This window comes from Rothia nasimurium, from assembly GCF_928392795.1.
GTDB classification, from domain to species: Bacteria; Actinomycetota; Actinomycetes; order Actinomycetales; family Micrococcaceae; genus Rothia; species Rothia nasimurium_F.
Genome location: NZ_CAKMTJ010000001.1, coordinates 600,532 through 618,258, shown reverse-complemented (window position 1 = coordinate 618,258; position 17,727 = coordinate 600,532). Strand labels below are relative to the sequence as shown.

Genomic DNA, 17,727 nt, shown 5'->3' with positions numbered 1-17,727 from the left:
TAGCAACGGTCTTGTCCGGTATGGCTTGAGGTTATTTGTAGAGATTTAACGCTCATATTTTTGCCGCGGGTGGGGCCGTTGTCTAGTTGGTGGGTGTGGGGTGCGTGTCTACTTTTGAATAAGCCTCCTTATCGTTGCAGGATTTTGCCCATCTAAGCTATTAATGTCATTACGCTGTGGGATCCTCGTTAACTCGCTCTTCAATGTGCTTCACGATCCGCTCCACAGCTTCGTCCACGGGTACGCCGTTTTCCTGGGAGCCGTCACGGAAGCGGAAGCTGACTGCGCCGTTCTCGGCGTCCTCGCCACCGGCAATCAGGATGAAGGGCACCTTCTCCTTAGACGCGGTACGGATCTTCTTGGGGAAGCGGTCGGTTCCGTAATCTACCTCGACGCGCACGCCGCGGGCCTTGAGCTTGGCAGCAACCTCACCCATGTAATCGTTGAAAGCCTCAGCAACAGGCACACCAATCACCTGAACGGGAGCCAACCAGGCAGGGAAAGCACCGGCGTAGTGCTCAATCAGCACGCCCATGAAACGCTCAAATGAACCGAACTTGGCCGAGTGAATCATGACCGGCTCCTGGCGGGTACCGTCAGATGCCTGGTATTCCAGACCAAAGCGGGCAGGCTGGTTGAAGTCATACTGCACGGTGGACATCTGCCAGGTGCGGCCAATCGCGTCCTTAGCCTGAACAGAAATCTTGGGGCCGTAGAAGGCAGCGCCACCCGGGTCAGCCACCAGTTCCAGGCCGGTTTCAGCAGCAACCTTTTCCAGCACAGCGGTTGCTTCTTCCCACTGCTCGTCCGTACCGATGAACTTATCCTTCTTATCACCCTCGGTATCGCGGGTTGAAAGCTCCAGGTAGAAGTCGGTCATGCCGAAGTCCTCCAGCAGGGACAGCATGAACTTGAGCAGGTGGGCAACCTCAGCAGGTGCCTGCTCCTTGGTCACGTAAGAGTGGGAGTCGTCCTGGGTAATCATGCGCACGCGGGTCAGACCAGAAAGCACGCCGGACTTCTCATCACGGTAGACCGAACCGAACTCGAACAGACGCAGGGGCAGCTCACGGTAGGAGCGGCCACGAGAGCGGAAAATCTCGTTGTGCATGGGGCAATTCATGGCCTTGAGGCGGTAGGCCTGGCCCTCGTCCTCCATAGCCGGGAACATGCCGTCCGCATAATAGGGCAGGTGGCCGGAGGTGTAGAAGAGATCTTCCTTAGAGATGTGGGGGGTCTTAACGTACTCGAAGCCCTCTTCAATGTGGCGGGCGCGCACGTAGTCTTCCATGGCGCGCAGAATAACGCCGCCCTTGGGGTGGATCACGGGCAGGCCGGGGCCAACGGTCTTGGGGAAGCTGAAGAGGTCGAGCTCTTCACCCAGACGGCGGTGGTCGCGACGCTCAGCCTCAGCAATGCGCTCCTTGTAGGCAACCAGCTCTTCCTTAGAAGGCCAAGCGGTGCCGTAAATACGCTGCAGCATTGGGTTCTTCTCAGAACCACGCCAGTAGGCGCCACCGGAACGCATCAGCGCGTAGCCGTTAGCAATCAGCTTGGTATTGGGCACGTGGGGGCCGCGGCAGAGATCCTTCCAGACGGTCTCCCCCTTCTTGTCTACGTTGTCGTAGATGGTGATTTCGCCGGCACCGACCTCAACTGAAGCGCCCTCGGCAGCGTCCGCACCGGAGCCAGGGCCCTGGGAGAGGGTCAGCAGTTCCAGCTTGTAGGGCTCGTTTGCCATCTCGGCCTCAGCCTCAGCCTGGGTGACCACGCGGCGGCGGAAGGTCTGCCCGCTCTTGATAATCTTCACCATGTTCTTCTCAATCTTCTTGAGATCCTCGGGGGTGAAGGGCTCTTCAACATCGAAGTCGAAGTAGAAACCGTCGGTGATGTAGGGGCCGATACCGAGCTTGGCGTCCTTGCGGTAGTTCTGCACAGCCTGGGCCATGACGTGGGCGGCCGAGTGACGCAAGACGTTCAGGCCGTCTTCTTCATGGACAGATACGGGCTCGACAGCGTCGCCGTCAGTCAGTTCGGTGGAGAGGTCAACCAGGGTGCCGTTGATACGGGCAACGACGATCTCGGGGTTCTCTGCGAACAGGTCGGCTGCGGTGGTGCCAGCCTCAACCTGCTGAGCGGCACCTGCGACGGAAATAGAAAGAGCGGACAAATGTGTCTCCTAGGTTTGTGCCCACCCCTACAACGGGTGAGCTGTCGTTACATCTGCACGGTACGAGGGTGCAGAACAAACCTTATTTTACCGCTGGTTAGGCTACTTTGCGCCCTTTGCGAGGGCGCGGGTATCGAAGTTTTTACCAGCGAGGTAGGAGCGGGCTGTCAAGTAAAGGCAGTAGCCCACCACCAGCACGGGAGCAATAAGGACGGACGCCTCCCCCAGCACCCCGGTCATGGTCAGGTTAATAACTTTGACGGCTAGCACCAGGGCAAGGGCCAGCCCGGCGAAGAAGGGAACCACAGCCTGAGTCTGGGCATAAAGACGGCGGGCTGAGTAAACCCGGGCATCCAGACCCAGGGCCTGCGCAGCGGCCAGCTGGCGCTCCCCCTGCTTACCTGCATGAGGTGAAAAAGCGTCGTGGGCCTGGGCTGAAGCGTCCTTGCTTGCCATGCGCCCCATAGCTACCCCACTCCACCAGATAAGGGCAAGAAGAGGAAGCAATACACCTGTCAGCCCGAAAACCGACCAGACGCTTTTGTCTACCCAGCCGTCCGCCCGACCCCACAGGCTGTAATGCACCGGTAACTGCTGCGGCAGCGACGGGTAAAGCAGGGCCAGGTATATCACCTCAGCAACTACCAGCCCCAGGGCCACAAGGAACCAGGTGCGGTTGGGCTTAATTGGTGGGTAGGCGCTCGTCATGGTCTACTTTTTCGATTTCTTGATAGCAGCCGTCTTAGGTGTAACCTTGGCTCCCGCCAGAGAAGCCTTCGCGCGGGACTTCTTGAAGGTCACATCGAGCCCGTCCACGGCCTTTAGACGCTTGCGCATGACCTTGATAGCCTCGGGGTTTTGGTCAATCATCAGGAAGTTGCGGTCAAGCTGGGCGCAGGCGTGGCCGGTGGTGCCAGAACCGCCGAAGAAGTCCAGCACCCAGTCACCGGGTGCACTCGACGCCTGCACAATGCGGCGCAGAATACCCAGGGGCTTCTGCGTGGCATAGCCGGTCTTCTCCTTGCCGCTGGGTGAAACAATGGTGTGCCACCAGACGTCCGTCGGCAGCTTACCAATCTCAGCTTTCTCGGGGGTGACAAGGCCGGGCGCCATGTAGGGCTCGCGGTCAACCGCCTCAGAATTGAAGTAGTAGTTCTCGGGGTCTTTCACATAGACCAGGATGTTATCGTGCTTAGCCGGCCACTTCTTCTTGGACTTAGCCCCATAGTCATAAGCCCAAATAATCTCATTCAAAAAGGACTCGCGGCCAAAGAGGGCATCGAGCACGACCTTGGCGTAGTGGACCTCACGGTAGTCCAGGTGCAGGTAGAGGGTACCGGTGGGCTTGAGCAGACGCCATGCCTGCATGAGACGGGGCTCTAGGAACTCCCAGTAATTCTCAAAAGAGTCAGAATACCCGTAGATATCGCCCTTAATAGTCTCGTAGGTGTGCCCCTTGTAACCAACCCGGCTACCGCCCTCGGTACGCACGGTCTTAATGCTCTGACGCTTCTGCACCTTACCCGTATTGAAAGGCGGGTCAATATAAATGAGCTGGAAGCTCTCTGCGGGCAGGTTTTTGAGCACGGCAAGATTATCGCCGTGAATCACCATGCTGGTGCTATCTGCTGACCACAAAGAACGTTTTGACACAAGGTACAGAATACCCCAAGGTCACCCCCACCTGCCCGCGCGGCGGGTGAGGGTTAAGCCACGCAAAACCGTTGGGGCGGAGCGCAGGCATGCGTGGAGCCGACTGGCTGGGGCTGGCATGAATCGCCCGTGAGCGCTAGCGAACCGGCGAGAAGGTTAGTCGGCAAACGCATGCCTGCGCAGAGCCAAAAATACGGTCGGCACGCGGAGGGTAATCACCACTCCCGTTTCGCAACCCTCACACCTGCTCGCACCGGTTGGTCAGTGTGCCGATACCCTCGATTGAGGTCACCACGGTCTGCCCGGCGCTCAGCCACTTGCGCGGGTGCAGTGAGAGCCCGACCCCGGCGGGGGTTCCCAGGGCGATGAGGTCACCGGGTTCAAGCGTCATAAAGGTAGAGATGTAGCTGACCACCTGGGCCGGGATGAAGACCATGTTGGCGGTGGTGCCCTGCTGGCGTACTTCACCGTCGACGGTGCAGGTCATGGCTAGGCCGCCCGCGATGTCGAGTTCATCGGGGCTGACGATGACCGGGCCGAAGGGCGTCATGCGGTCCCAGTTTTTGCCCTGGAACCATTCGGACGTGCGCCCCTGCCAGTCGCGCACCGACACGTCGTTGAGTACGGTGTAGCCCAGCAGGTAGTCGCCCACTTGATCTTCGGCGATGTGGCGGCCGCGGCGTCCTACTACCGCGCAGAGCTCGACTTCCCAGTCAATTTTGGTGCTCTCAGCAGGCAGTTCAATCGCCTCACCTGGCCCGATGAGGGCATTGCCGAACTTGGTGAAGATGGTGGGATAGGTGGGCAGCTCAGCCCCCACTTCTTCGGCGTGATCCGTGAAGTTCAGCCCGACGCACAATACCCGCTGCACCTTGTTCAGCGGGGCAATGAACTCTTCAGGGCTTACATCAACCGGCCTAGCCCCCAGTTCAGCAGGGCTCACCGACCCTAAATCACTCGACCCCACAAACTTATGCAGGGGCCGGCCCAGCTCGTACCAGCGTCCGCCGCTTTCAACCACCGCGCGGGCCTTACCAGCCCGCCTGACCTGCGCAAACTTCACCCCGGCCGTCCTTTCTGTTACTGCACCTAGTTTCACCCCGCGGGGGCGGTCAACTAGACTTTCTATGACGCAATATTCCGTTGACAAGGTGAATAAACGGTAAAACCGTAGGCAATCATCAGCCAACAGAGTATTCTATACATCACAGTGTAAATCAATACCCGACCCACAAGGAGGCCAACCATGAGCGGCTTGATTACTCTGATTTCACACACTTCAAAGGCGCGTAAGCCCGTAACTGTCAGCACCCGCCCCGCGCAGCTCGACGACGCCGAAGCGCTGGCACGGCTCTACTTCGCCTCCTACAGCGGCGAACGATTTGCATCCCAGGCCGACGCTGCCGCCGAGATGGAGCGCATTCTCAAGGGTGAGCACGGCGAGTTCTACGCCGAGGCCTCCCCCGTGGTAGTTGATGAGCACGACCGCATTATTGCCGCGTCCCTCTGTCTCAAGCACCGCGTGGTCACCGACCCCAAGGACATCCCCACCATCTACGAACTCTTCACCGCAGCCTCCCGCCGCCGCGAGGGCCTCGCTGAACAGCTGATTCGCCGCAGCATCGACCAGATGTTTGAGGACGGCTACGAGCAGGTTTCAGTGCGCATCAGCGAGAACAACGCTGCCGCCCTCGCCCTCTATCTAACCCTGGACTTCAAACGCTGGTTCCCCGAAGACGACGACATTCTCTAGACAAGCGGTACACTAGAAAACAGTTGAGCCCTACCCCTCACCAGCAGCGGGGGTGGGGCTCAGCTGTTTGATTGTAAAAGCTTAAGGTGATGCAGGCTCACGCTCGCTGCCGACCCTCTCGCCGGTTCGCTAGCTGGCTCGCAAGCTCGCCAGATTCGCACCGAGATTTATTTTCCTCGCGCGCTCGGAATCTCGGTGCTCATCACCAGCGATTCACGCCAGCCCCGAGCCAACAGCTTCGCCATGAGCCTGCATCACCTATCTCCCGCATCAAGCTTTCTATAGACCACTCAGCAAATCTTCGACCGGCTCCAGCAGGTAGGGGGCGTTGTTGCGGACATTGCCGACGTCCTTACTGACCTCACGTAGGGCCCAGCCTGTGGTCTCGGCGAAAGCCTGCTCTCGAATGAGCTGTAAGGACGCCTGCGCTTGGGCACGGTAAGACCTTTTCTGCTCGGCCGTGGGCTTGGGGGCACCAGCTGGACGGCCTGACCGTAACCAGGCCGTCAGGCTATCATGCGCGTTAATGTCGGTATCAGCTGCCACGTGAAGGGGTATCGGCAGACGGTTGTGCAGCTGTCCTAGTTGCCGCTCAATCTCGTTTGTGTAGCCAGGGTCGCCACCCAAGTCGGCCATAATTCCGGGGTCGAATTTACCATTCCCGGGTGAATCCATGGTCACGATAGAACAGGAGAGCAGCCACTCCCCCTCTTTACCTGCAAATACCCCGCCTGGTTCTGCGAATTCTGCGGGGATTTTCCACCATTCGTACAGACCTGCGAAGTAGATAGGTCGCCCGTCGGTGCGGTGCACAAAGTAGGGGGTCTTCACCTGCTTGCCCGCTGCGGTGGTTTCAGTTTTCCACTCGTAGTAACCGCTCACGGGTACGGCGCAGTGCCCCGAAACAGCTGCCTCCCGGAAGGTCGGCTTTTCAAAAATAGTCTCGCTCCGGGCGTTGAAGGCACGCGATGAGAAGGCGGGGTCCTTAGCCCAGCCCGGTAGCAGCCCCCAGCGGGCCGAATGCAGTTCGCGGGTGAAGGCCAGGGTGCTTCCCTGCCCACCGGTCGGGTAGGCGGACGCACCTGCCCGCGCGGGCGCGTCCGCACCTGTGACCTGTTCGGCGGGGCTCACGATCCGGTCCACCAGAATGGGAACTGTGCTGGTGGGGGCAACGTTGTAGTTGGTGATGGGGTCGGTGATCTCAACCCCTGCCATGTATTGGGGGTGGTCCTGGGCCAGTTCAAGGGCGTAGCGTCCGCACACTAGAACCCCTCGCTTTCATAGGCTTCGATGACGGCATCTTCAATATCATCGACGGTGATGAGGGGCTCGATGTCGGCGGCAGCACCCACTGTCGCGGGATCAAGGGGCAGGTCAAGGGCCCGGTAGACATCTGCTGTCACCTTGCGCAGGCTATCCGCACCCGTCACCACTATGCCAGAAGAAAACCACCAAGCACCGGCAACTACCCGCTGGGCTGTACCAATGAGTTTGACGCGCTGCCCACCGGGAAGTTGCCCCCACACCGAATACTCGCCCGGGCAGTACTCTCCGGGTAGCTCCCCTACCCCGGCTGGGATACCCAGGCCTTTGAGGGCCTCTGCGAACATAGCCCCGAAAATACCGTAGCGTTCATGATTGCCGCTGACCGCGTCCGAAGCTTTTTGAAAGTGATCCACCACTAGGCAGCCCGAGTGGTAGGCGGCGGCGTGCCCACCTACTGTGCGAACCAGGGGCTCAAAACTGTGATTCATAGCAGCTGCTCGGGCCTGGGCAAAGCGGGGGTTGAGCTCGTCCCTGCGCCCAAAAGCCACCGTTGGCTTGGGGCGATAAAGTCGTAAGGTACTGGGGGCCTCGCCCCTGCCGACGGCGCGGACGGTCGCCATAGCTGAATCAACCATCTGAGCCATAGTGCCGCTGTCTTCTGGGTCAAGGCGGTCAAGGTGCAGCATTAATCCACCGAAATTTCGTTCAAGCTGGTAGAAACGAACTCCCACCAGGCCGGGCGCAGGCCTGCATTCAGCGCAACCTGCTGACTGATGATGTGCGAGGGGCTGGTGCCATAGAAAGGAACAAACCCTTCAGTGAGAATTGCCTGCGATAGCTCCCTCACCAGGTAGGAGGCCAGCCCCCTACCCCTGTGACCGGCCAGCACGTCAATGCCGATCTGGCGGCACCAATCGGAGTCTTCACTAGCACCGGCCAGAGCCACCAGATCCCCCTCGGCGTAGGCACCGAGTACCTGCACATCGGGGCGCAGCTCTTTGAAACCGAGCGCGTTCTCAAAATCGGGGTTGCCGCGATACTTCTCTAGCTCTGAAGGTTCTAGCCACCGCACCGTGTAGCCCTCGGCGGGTAAGCCGGGGCGGGCGTCCGCACCATGGGTAAAGAAATCCCTACCGGGGGTGAAAAAGAGGGATGTGCCGCTCATCTGTAGGGCGTAGGGGGTGAGGTAGTCGTTGAGTTTGCGCAGCTCGGAATAGTCCCCCACCCAGTTCCCGTTATCGCCAGCCAGCAGGTTGTCGGCGGCCTCGCGCACGCGCGGGTGCTGGGCACAAATGACGGTAAGCCCGCGGTAATTGATCAGGCGTAGCTCCCAGTGGTCGCGGTAGCGGCGGCGGGCCGGGTGCATCTCGTCGAGGGGAATTCGCCGCGCCGAAAGGTGGGTTGAGCCGTGCTGCTGCGCTATATCAATGGCCTGCTCGGGCAGGCACAGGTCAATGGACAGCTGCGCAGCCAGAATCTTCTCGGCCTGCTGGTAGCTGGTGATAGGCGCGGGCATGGCTCTCTTTCTGCTCGATGGGGTCTGTATCTAGGGTACTCGCTTTAGCGAGGGCGTGGACGCCGGTGGCCCCTTTGCCTTTCGGGGCAGGCTGGTGGGGTGCGCGGGTTACGCCCCGCATTTATTCTGTTTTACCCGCAACTAGTTGCGGCTTTTTCAGAATAAATGCGGGGTGCCGGTGTTTATGCTGGAGGTATGAAGATTCTTGTTCTGGGTTTGAGCGGTGCCGGTAAGTCTACCTGGGCGCGACGATTAGCTGCCGGATACGAGGTGCCACTGCTGCATCTTGATACCGTTCACTGGTTGCCGGGGTGGATCGAGCGGGACCTAGCGGACGAACGCGCTCTTGTGGGCGAGTTTCTGGATGAGAATGAAGCCTGGGTGATTGAGGGCGGCTATTCCGATGTGCATTTTGAACGGCGACTGGCTGAGGCTGACCGTATCTATGTGCTGTTAGCGCCCCGCCTGGTGCGCCTGTGGAGGGTAGGACGCCGCTGGCTCACCTACCGCGGTACCAACCGACCTGATATGACCGAGAGCTGCCCCGAGAAGCTCGACCTTGAATTTGTAAAGTGGATTCTGTGGGACGGCCCCAGCCGCGCCCGTATGAAGGCCCTGGCGGACGTCCGCCGCACCTACCCCGAGAAAACTGTGTGGAGAAGGTGGTGGAGCTAAACTCAGGGTAGGTGCCAGAAAAAACACTGGGCAAGGACGACGGGGGGCTAGCTAGCCAGCCTACACCTGGTTTTCAAGGATGAAAGAGGTAGAACATGGACTCATACGGGTTAAACGGGACAGTGCCTGATGAAGAGCTGGTTAGGATTGCACAAAAGTGGAAGCCGGTAGTCCTACCGCTTGACCCCGATGGCTACTATGAAATTAAGTATCAGCTTTACTTAGCAGAGGAAAATGGGGATATCGGAGCGTATACAGACCTGATGGAGTTTGCCCTTTACATTTTCAGGGATCTTGGGAAAGGCTATCCAGATGGACTGCTTGACGACGCCCGTCTCTTTCTTGCCCCTAACCCAGATGACAACGACCCGGTTCAAGAGAGTCTTGCCGCAACTTTAGCTTCCATTACAGTGGTGAAACCGTGATGAAAGATACGGTTTTGTCCCTGAAGTGTTTTGTAGTCACCTTGTGTCATGATGTGGTTTTGATATGGAATGACGAATCTTGAAAACTATCGCAACAGACCAGCTAATTTTTGAATTTGGTCGATGGGGATATCAAGGTCTATCTTGACCTCAAGGTCAGTATCTTGGATATCTAATAGGGCGTATCAGTCGGCCCCCAGCTCAACTAGACCATGTTGTCACTTGAGAGATTATGAGGGAGGGAAAGACAAAATCATTGACCCTTAATCCGGCACCATCGATAATGGTAAATACACTAACCAGAAAGGGGCCAGAAACCTCTTCTTCCGCGCTGACAACGCCTACTTCACAGGCGAACCGACAGAATGGGTGAAATCAAAATGAGCCAAGCACAAGCAGAGAACCTTGCCAAACAAGCTCACCCTGATGGGTTCAATCCTGATAAAGACGGCTGCGAACTGGTAGGGACTAAATCCGATACTGAATATGCCTTCCTCCTTTTCAACAAAGCTGGCCGTGCAGCTAGACATATGGGAGGTGGGGCTCTTTATCTTGTAAATCTCAAAACTGAAGAGGTCGATGTGCTCAGCGTCGGCCAGTACCCTCAAGTTGCTGAAGATTATGTGGATTCACCCTACAACCAGCAGCGCCTGGCCCAGGAAGCCACACAGGCCACCTAGCCACCTATAACTTCACAGACCACTCACCCCGGCGGGGAGAACACACCACAGTGTTCTCCCCGCCACCCGTTTAACCACAGATAGGCAACAGCAACATGAGCAGCGACAACGCCGAACCGCAGAAACCGAGCCAGAACCCACCAACGACCCCGGCGGCCAGCGAGACGCAGCCGCCAGAGCCAACCACACACCCTAGCCCACCAGCCTCCAGCAGTGGGCCGACTCCATCTTCGAATCCTAAACACAAGGAGAAACAACAACGGCAAACCCCCTCAAGACCGGCGGCACCTTCGAGCCCCACAAGTTCCCAAACAGATCCAGCCCGCCCAGGTTACTGTCTCGTTCGGTGAACAGGAACAGCCAGATGAATCCTCGGCTCCTGACGGCTACGAGCTGGTAGACACCGCCGGGACTGAGTACAGTAACCCGGCCTATGCCTAGGCAAGTAGGCATAAAAAATAGCCCCTCTCCACTCCCCTTGTTCGGGGGTGTGGTGAGGGGCTATTTTTTGTGTTTCTGGGAGCGATTCTTAATGGCGGTCAGCAGAAGTTTCTGACCGCCTTTTTGACCGCCATTAAGAACAAACCAGGATAAACCCCAGCGCCGAAACCGAGCCAAAACCCCCGGAATCACGGGCTAGAATAAACCAGGAAAACCCAGGCTGACTAGGGTATTTAGAAGTCCCAATCCTCATCTTCCGTGTTCACGGCCTTGCCGATCACGTAGGAGGAGCCGGAGCCTGAGAAGAAGTCGTGGTTCTCGTCGGCGTTGGGTGAGAGGGCCGAGAGAATCGCGGGCGACACGTTGGTAACCGAGGCGGGGAACATTGCCTCGTAGCCCAGGTTCATGAGTGCCTTGTTGGCGTTGTAGTGCAGGAACTTCTTGACGTCCTCGCTCAGGCCCACGCCGTCGTAGAGGGAGTGGGTGTAGGCCACTTCGTTCTCATACAGTTCGTAGAGCAGGTCAAAGGTGTAGTCCTTGAGCTCTGCCTGGCGCTCAGCGGTCTCCTTTTCGAGGCCGCGCTGGTACTTGTAGCCAATGTAGTAGCCGTGTACAGCCTCATCGCGAATAATCAGGCGGATAAGGTCTGCGGTGTTGGTGAGCTTGGCGCGGGATGACCAGTACATGGGCAGGTAGAAACCTGAGTAGAAGAGGAAGCTCTCGAGCAGGGTTGAGGCGACCTTCTTCTTGAGGGGGTCATCGCCCTGGTAGTAGTCCATGACGATGCGGGCCTTCTTCTGCAGGTGCTCGTTTTCGGTGGACCAGCGGAAGACCTCGTCAATTTCCTTGGTGGAGCAGAGGGTTGAGAAGATCGATGAGTAAGACTTAGCGTGTACCGACTCCATGAAGGCGATGTTGGTGTACACGGCCTCTTCGTGGGCGGTGACGGCGTCGGGCAGCAGGGAGACAGCGCCGACGGTGCCCTGGATGGTGTCGAGCAGGGTCAGGCCGGTGAAGACGCGCATGGTCAGCTGCTTTTCTTCTTCGGTCAGGGTCTTCCAGGACTGCACATCGTTTGAGAGCGGCACCTTTTCGGGTAGCCAGAAGTTAGCGGTCAGACGGTCCCAGACCTCAAGGTCTTTTTCGTCTTCGATGCGGTTCCAGTTGATGGCTTCAACGTGGTTGACCAGTTCGACCTTCTCACTCATGGTGATGGGTTCTCCTCATGTCGGGGTGTTGGAGTGCCTGAAATAGGCTTGGTTCTATTCTTTCACCGTTGGGCGGTTTTCGCACCAGCGGCTCGGTTTGCTTAATATCTCAGGGGCGGACGCCGTCGCCCGCTTCTTCTTGCAGGGCGGCTAGGCGTTCGGCTTTGGTTTCCCTGTCGACAAGGCGGCGCAGCAGCGGCAGGGCCGCAGCAAGCTGCGCGGCCTCGTCCGCGGTGAGTATTTCGTCGGCTCGTTCTACTATCCAGCGGTCGCGTCGGCTGATGATGGAGTCGATGGTCACACTCCCCTGCTCTGTCAGATAGAGCTCCTTACGGCGCTTATCGTGCAGATTCCTGCCCGAGGCAATGTAGCCGCGGCGAAGCAGTGAGGCAACGATCTTGTTCATGGACTGCGGAGTCATCCGCTGAAAGCGGGCCAGCTCGGCACAGGTCTGCCGTGGCCCGGCCTGGAGCTGGGCAAGCACGGTTTCCTCTGCAAATGAGAGGGGCGAGTGCGAGTCGGTCTCGTTCCTCAGTCGTCGATGCATCCTAAAGACCGAATACCTTAAGGTACCCGCCTGCTCATACGAAAAATTTTCCAAGGGCGCCAGCCTAAAATAATCAGTTTAACTTATCAGTTATATAGATTATATACCTTGAAAAAGAAAGCCCGCCACCCACGCAAGATGACGGGCCCGCCCAGCCGGGGCGGGCGTCCGCGCCTTTTTAGCGCAACGCCCTACCCCGCCTGAAGCTTTAGAGCATGCAGCTCACGCAGCCCTCAACCTCGGTGCCCTCAAGAGCCATCTGACGAATACGTGAGTAGTAGATGGTCTTGATGCCCTTACGCCAGGCGTAAATCTGGGCCTTGTTGACGTCGCGGGTGGTGGCGGTGTCCTTGAAGAAGAGGGTCAGCGACAGGCCCTGGTCGACGTGCTGGGTAGCAACGGCGTAGGTGTCGATAATCTTCTCGTAGCCGATCTCGTAGGAGTCCTGGTAGTAGTCCAGGTTCTCGTTGTCCATGTAGGGAGCCGGGTAGTAGACACGACCCAGCTTGCCTTCCTTACGGATCTCAATCTTCGAGGCAATGGGGTGAATCGACGAAGTAGAGCCGTTGATGTAGGAGATAGAACCGGTCGGCGGAACAGCCTGCAGGTTCTGGTTATACATACCGTGCTTAGCAACCTCAGCTGCCAGCTGCTTCCAGTCTTCGGCGGTGGGTACGAAGTGGTCACCGAACATCTCGCGGGCGCGCTCGGTCTCAAAGTCCCAGGTGCCGTTGATGTACTTCTCGAAGTACTCCCCCGAAGCGTACTTGGACTTCTCAAAGCCCACGAAGGTCTCCTTGCGTTCGCGGGCAATCTCCATGGAGGCGCGAATCGCGTGGTAGGTGACGGTGTAGAAGTAGATGTTGGTGAAGTCCAGGGCTTCTTCAGAACCGTAGTAGACGTGCTCGCGGGCCAGGTAGCCGTGCAGGTTCATCTGGCCCAGGCCAACGGCGTGGCTCATGGAGTTACCGCGCTCGATGGAGGGAACAGAAGCGATGTCGGACTGGTCAGACACAGCGGTCAGGGCGCGAATAGCGGTGCCGACGGTCTGACCCAGGTCGCCGCCGTCCATCGCCAGGGCGATGTTCAGGGAGCCCAGGTTGCAGGAGATGTCCTTACCGATGGTCTCGTAACCCAGGTCAGCGTTGTAGACGGAAGGCTCAGACACCTGCAGAATCTCAGAGCAGAGGTTAGACATGATGATCTTACCGTCAATGGGGTTAGCCTTATTGACGGTGTCTTCAAACATGACGTAGGGGTAGCCCGACTCGAACTGAATCTCAGCCAGGGTCTGGAAGAACTCGCGGGCGTTAATCTTGGTCTTCTTGATGCGGGCATCGTCGACCATCTCGTAGTACTTCTCGGTGACGTTGATGTCTGAGAAGGGCACACCGTAGATACGCTCAACGTCGTAAGGCGAGAAGAGGTACATGTCCTCGTTCTTCTTGGCCAGTTCGAAGGTGATATCGGGAATCACAACGCCCAGTGAGAGGGTCTTAATGCGGATCTTCTCGTCGGCGTTCTCGCGCTTGGTGTCGAGGAAGGAGTAGATGTCGGGGTGGTGGGCGTGCAGGTAAACTGCGCCTGCACCCTGGCGGGCACCGAGCTGGTTGGCGTAGGAGAAGGAGTCTTCCAGCAGCTTCATGACGGGAATGACGCCTGAGGACTGGTTCTCAATCTTCTTGATGGGGGCGCCGGCTTCGCGCAGGTTGGTCAGGGCGAAGGCTACGCCGCCGCCGCGCTTGGACAGCTGCAGGGCTGAGTTGATAGAGCGGCCGATGGACTCCATGTTGTCTTCGATACGCAGCAGGAAGCAGGAGACCAGCTCGCCACGCTGCTTCTTACCTGCGTTGAGGAAGGTGGGGGTGGCGGGCTGGAAGCGTCCGGAGATGACCTCTTCGACAATCTTGGTTGCCAGAGCCTCGTCGCCTTCTGCCAGCAACAGGGCGACCATGACCACGCGGTCCTCGAAGCGTTCCAGGTAGCGCTGGCCGTCGAAGGTCTTCAGCGCGTAGGAGGTGTAGAACTTGAAGGCACCCAGGAAGGTGGGGAAGCGGAACTTCTTGGAGTAGGCCAGCTTGGAGAGGGACTTGACGAAGTCAAAGGAGTACTTCTCAAAAACCTCGGGCTCGTAGTACTGGTGCTTGACCAGGTAGTCAATCTTTTCTTCCAGGTCGTGGAAGAAGACAGTGTTGTTGTTGACGTGCTGCAGGAAGTACTGGCGGGCTGCCTGACGGTCTGCTTCGAACTGAATCTGGCCGTTCTCATCGTAGAGGTTCAGAAGGGCATTCAGTTCGTGGTACCCCATGCCACGGTATTTCTCGGGGGTGCTCGGATCCTCGTGACCAGGTTCTACGCTGAGGCCGGGTACAGGGAGTTTTGAATCCAAAATTTTTCCAATCCTTCTTGAACTGTTTCTACATCTTCTTCGGTGCCCATGAGCTCAAATTTGTAGAGCACGGGCACGTGGCATTTGGCGGCGACTTTGTCTGCTGCTACGCAGAAGAGGTCACCGAAGTTGGTGTTTCCCGCGCCGATGACTCCTTGCAGGAGTTCCCGGTTGTGGGGGTTGTTGAGGAACTTCACGGCCTGGGGCGGTATGGAGCCCGCTCCCCCGGGTCGCCCGTAGCTGGGGACGCACAGTACGTAGGGCCCGGTGACCTGTGGTGGGTCTTCACTGGTCTTCAGCGGTAGCCGTATGTTTTTTATTCCGGTCTTCTGGACGAACTTGTGGGTGTTCTCTGAGACCGATGAAAAGTAGACGATGGTGGGCTGTCCGGTGGTATCTGTGGTGTCCATGGGGGCTGGTGCCTGGATCTGGTCGTGGTGGGTGTGCGCGTGGCGCGGGTAAGAAAAGGCCCGGGTGCGGACGCCTGTAGCGGCGGGTGCTCCCCGGGCAGGTGGTCAGCGGTTAGGCTGCGGCGCTGGCCAGGGCGTTGATCTTGTCGGGCTGGAAGCCTGACCAGTGGTCCTCACCGGCGATTACAACGGGGGCCTGCAGGTAGCCCATGCCCTTGATGAGTTCGAGGGCTGCGGGGTCCTCAGTGATGTCAACGGTGTTGTACTGGACGCCGAGCTTGTCGAGAGCGCGGTAGGTCATGTTGCACTGGACGCAGGCAGGCTTGGTGTACACCGTAACGGTCATTGGGGTATCTCCTTGGTATCCCGCGTGTTGCGGGAGGTTTCTGGCATAGGGGCTCTCGAAAGAGCTGGTGTGGGGTCTGGCGGCCTTTTCTCTCTAGTCGCCCGAACCGAGATTTAATACTACATCTAGTGTTTGGAGAGCGCATCTAGCCCTACATAGTGTGGTCTGTTACGAAATTTTTTAAATCGGTGCGCTATCCACAGCCCTTCCGCGCGTTTGCGGGCTTTAAGGGAAAGTTATCCACATGAAGGGTTTTTATGTGAGGTTTGGAGTGATGGTGTGACCTTAAGTTCAGGGGCCACTTAGCCCCCTGGGGCTTAAGACCGGACGTCCCGCGTGATATCAGGGCGGGGGCTTTCAACCCTAAATTGAGCCTTGAGTCTTGGGGGCTGCGCGGGCCTGTTTTTTAAGGTTTTTTGCCGGGGGCGTGTCGCGCAGAGGGGCACCCTGTCAGGCTTGACAAGGGTGCCCCTTAAGGTGTTTAAGCGCGGTTGTTTAGACGAGCCCGCGGTCTTTGAGCTGCTCGTAGAGGGCGGTGCCGTCGTTGCCTTCTAGCCAGAGGTCGCCCTTGGTGATATCGCGAGCGCGGTTGTCGCCCCAGACGCGGCCGGATGAGAGGACGGACTCGCCGAAGGTGAGGTTGCGGATGAGGATGGCTTCGACGTTGTGGGGGTAGCGGACGGCGAAGCCGTTGTAGATTTCGGGGTCGCGTTGGCCGTCGTCGCCGATGAGGATCCAGCGGATGTGGGGGAATTCGGTGGCGAGGCGTTTGAGGGTGTTGACTTTGTGTTGGGAGCCGGAGCGGAACCAGCGGTCGGGGGTGGGGCCCCAGTCGGTGAGGAGGAAGGTGCCTTTGGGGTAGCCGTTGCGGTGGAGGAAGCGGCGGAGGGTGGGGGTGACGTTCCAGGCGCCGGTGGAGAGGTACATGAAGGGGGGGGTGGGGTGGGCGCGGTGGAGGCGGTCCATCATGACGGCCATGCCGGGGGTGGCGGAGCGGGCGTGTTCGTTGAGGACGAAGCTGTTCCAGGCGGCGACGAAGGGGCGGGGTAGGGCGGTGTTCATGACGGTGTCGTCGACGTCGCAGATGATTCCGATGGTTTGGTCTTCGGGGACGATGTAGACGCTGGTGATGGCGGGTTGGCTGCCGGGGGTGGTGATGGTGACTTGGTGGGTGCCGGGTTCTAGGGTGATGTTGAGTTTGACGTCTACGACTCCTCCGCGGTCGGCGTGGACGCGGTGGTGTTGGCCGTTGATGTGGATGTCGATGGGGGCGTGGGAGATGGCGACTGAGGTGAAGGAGCGCCAGCCGCGGACGGGTTCGATGGTGGGGTCGCCTTTTTCGACGGAGTCGAAGAATTCTTCGAAGAGGTCGGTTTTGTAGAGGGCGCGACCGAGGATACGTACCCAGTTTTTGGTGCCGTATCCGACGCTGGGTACGATGACGGGTTCTAGGCCGTTTTTTTGTGCTTTGCGTTCGCGGTAGGAGTGGATGCTGTCGCCTATGCGGTAGCCGATGTTGACGGCTTCGTCGGCTGCTTCTGCGACGATGGTGCGGATTTCGTGTGCCCCTGTGGTCATAGCCCTAGTTTTTCATATTTGGGTGGTTGGTGCATGTTATGGGTGGGTGTGGGTGTGTTGTTAAAGGAAGAGGTGGGCACCGTCTTTGGTGCCCACCTGTGTGTGGTGTGTGGTGTTGTTAGTCGATGTTGAGGACGCAGGTGGCGCTGCCAGTGCCGTCTGCTTCGTTGGCGTGGTTGACGTGGTCGCCTTCTTCGAGGGAGTAGCCGGTGCCCTTGATGGCGCAGAATACCTCGGCTTCGGGGTCTTCGGCGGTGACGGAGACGCGGATTTGTGAGTCTGAGAGGTCTGCGAGGTTGTCGTAGGTGAGCTTGTAGAAGGCTTCACCTTCGAATTCATCCTGGTTGCCGTCGAAGTTCATCTGGTCTTGGTAGACGGTGATGGTTGCGGGAACCTCTGCGCCGTTGTGTTCGGCAGTTACCTCGATGGTGATATCGTCGCGGCCGCCCCAGCCGTCAGTTGCTTCGATGCCCATGCCGGGTACGATGGTTTGCGCGCAGCCTGCGAGCAGGGCGGTCGCCGCAAGCGCGGATACTACGGTAACTTTTTTCTTTGCCATACATAAAAATATAGCGTCTTCACAGACTCTTAGGGTAATGCTACGCGCCGGTGGGCGACAGTTTGTGGCTAAAAGTCTTAATGAGAGGTTGGGGGACGTAGTGGGGGCGGG

18 protein-coding genes are annotated in these 17,727 nt (G+C 58.4%); 4 read left to right on the top strand and 14 right to left on the bottom strand.

The features are described 5' to 3' along the window. Positions 1-169: 169 nt before the first annotated feature. The 4 genes from thrS to L6963_RS02890 all read right to left on the bottom strand — a co-directional run bounded on the left by thrS (position 170) and on the right by L6963_RS02890 (position 4,886). On the bottom strand, positions 170-2,170 hold the full coding sequence (gene thrS / locus L6963_RS02905) for a threonine--tRNA ligase (RefSeq protein ID WP_237206572.1): 2,001 nt from the start codon (positions 2,168-2,170) through the stop codon (positions 170-172). A gap of 102 nt (positions 2,171-2,272) precedes the next feature. Further along, a complete protein-coding gene (locus tag L6963_RS02900; protein ID WP_237206571.1) occupies positions 2,273-2,878 on the bottom strand; it encodes a DUF1648 domain-containing protein in 606 nt (201 codons plus the stop codon). Positions 2,879-2,881: 3 nt separating this feature from the next. Then, positions 2,882-3,784, bottom strand: coding sequence for a DNA-methyltransferase (locus tag L6963_RS02895; protein ID WP_237205292.1), 903 nt, complete (start codon positions 3,782-3,784; stop codon positions 2,882-2,884). A 277-nt stretch (positions 3,785-4,061) separates the two neighbouring features. Further along, a complete protein-coding gene (locus L6963_RS02890) occupies positions 4,062-4,886 on the bottom strand; it encodes a fumarylacetoacetate hydrolase family protein (protein WP_237205293.1) in 825 nt (274 codons plus the stop codon). Between the two features lie 183 nt (positions 4,887-5,069). On the opposite strand from L6963_RS02890, the gene L6963_RS02885 reads away from it, so the two are divergent. Beyond that, positions 5,070-5,576, top strand: coding sequence for a GNAT family N-acetyltransferase (locus L6963_RS02885; protein ID WP_237206570.1), 507 nt, complete (start codon positions 5,070-5,072; stop codon positions 5,574-5,576). Between the two features lie 279 nt (positions 5,577-5,855). On the opposite strand, the gene L6963_RS02880 is transcribed toward L6963_RS02885, so the two are convergent. Genes L6963_RS02880 through L6963_RS02870 form a run of 3 tightly spaced genes read right to left on the bottom strand, consistent with a single transcriptional unit; the run spans position 5,856 to position 8,358 of the window. Continuing rightward, complete coding sequence (locus L6963_RS02880; protein ID WP_237206569.1) at positions 5,856-6,839, bottom strand: SOS response-associated peptidase; 984 nt, start codon at positions 6,837-6,839, stop codon at positions 5,856-5,858. Beyond that, positions 6,839-7,528, bottom strand: a complete 690-nt coding sequence (locus tag L6963_RS02875) for a lipoate--protein ligase family protein (protein ID WP_237209132.1) — start codon at positions 7,526-7,528, stop codon at positions 6,839-6,841. Before L6963_RS02875 ends, L6963_RS02880 begins: the two co-directional genes overlap by 1 nt. Continuing rightward, entirely contained in the window at positions 7,528-8,358 is an 831-nt protein-coding gene (locus tag L6963_RS02870) for a GNAT family N-acetyltransferase (protein WP_237206567.1), read from the bottom strand. Before L6963_RS02870 ends, L6963_RS02875 begins: the two co-directional genes overlap by 1 nt. 195 nt (positions 8,359-8,553) lie before the next feature. Between L6963_RS02870 and L6963_RS02865 the strand changes: the two genes are divergently transcribed. The 3 genes from L6963_RS02865 (at position 8,554) to L6963_RS02855 (ending at position 10,138) form a co-directional block, all read left to right on the top strand. Further along, entirely contained in the window at positions 8,554-9,033 is a 480-nt protein-coding gene (locus L6963_RS02865) for a hypothetical protein (protein ID WP_237193914.1), read from the top strand. 95 nt (positions 9,034-9,128) lie between these two features. Next, a complete protein-coding gene (locus L6963_RS02860; protein WP_237193916.1) occupies positions 9,129-9,458 on the top strand; it encodes a hypothetical protein in 330 nt (109 codons plus the stop codon). Positions 9,459-9,823: 365 nt separating this feature from the next. Beyond that, on the top strand, positions 9,824-10,138 hold the full coding sequence (locus L6963_RS02855) for a hypothetical protein (RefSeq protein WP_237193917.1): 315 nt from the start codon (positions 9,824-9,826) through the stop codon (positions 10,136-10,138). 674 nt (positions 10,139-10,812) lie between these two features. Here the strand turns inward: L6963_RS02855 and nrdF are convergent. The 7 genes from nrdF to L6963_RS02820 form a co-directional block, all read right to left on the bottom strand. Beyond that, positions 10,813-11,787: a class 1b ribonucleoside-diphosphate reductase subunit beta gene (gene nrdF / locus L6963_RS02850; protein WP_237186196.1), complete on the bottom strand. Its 975-nt coding sequence runs from the start codon at positions 11,785-11,787 to the stop codon at positions 10,813-10,815. 109 nt (positions 11,788-11,896) lie between these two features. Beyond that, a complete protein-coding gene (locus L6963_RS02845; protein ID WP_237209133.1) occupies positions 11,897-12,271 on the bottom strand; it encodes a MarR family winged helix-turn-helix transcriptional regulator in 375 nt (124 codons plus the stop codon). 271 nt (positions 12,272-12,542) lie between these two features. Next, positions 12,543-14,723 carry a class 1b ribonucleoside-diphosphate reductase subunit alpha gene (gene nrdE / locus L6963_RS02840; RefSeq protein ID WP_423816793.1) on the bottom strand — a complete coding sequence of 727 codons (2,181 nt, stop codon included), beginning with the start codon at positions 14,721-14,723 and terminating at the stop codon, positions 12,543-12,545. Further along, on the bottom strand, positions 14,687-15,133 hold the full coding sequence (gene nrdI, locus L6963_RS02835) for a class Ib ribonucleoside-diphosphate reductase assembly flavoprotein NrdI (RefSeq protein ID WP_185174643.1): 447 nt from the start codon (positions 15,131-15,133) through the stop codon (positions 14,687-14,689). Before nrdI ends, nrdE begins: the two co-directional genes overlap by 37 nt. 112 nt (positions 15,134-15,245) lie before the next feature. Continuing rightward, the gene (gene nrdH, locus L6963_RS02830; RefSeq protein WP_135013938.1) at positions 15,246-15,479 is read right to left on the bottom strand and encodes a glutaredoxin-like protein NrdH; all 234 of its coding nucleotides are present in this window, start codon (positions 15,477-15,479) and stop codon (positions 15,246-15,248) included. 495 nt (positions 15,480-15,974) lie between these two features. Further along, on the bottom strand, positions 15,975-17,057 hold the full coding sequence (locus tag L6963_RS02825) for an App1 family protein (RefSeq protein WP_237225450.1): 1,083 nt from the start codon (positions 17,055-17,057) through the stop codon (positions 15,975-15,977). 118 nt (positions 17,058-17,175) lie between these two features. Then, positions 17,176-17,616 carry a hypothetical protein gene (locus L6963_RS02820; protein ID WP_237186191.1) on the bottom strand — a complete coding sequence of 147 codons (441 nt, stop codon included), beginning with the start codon at positions 17,614-17,616 and terminating at the stop codon, positions 17,176-17,178. Positions 17,617-17,727 lie beyond the last annotated feature (111 nt).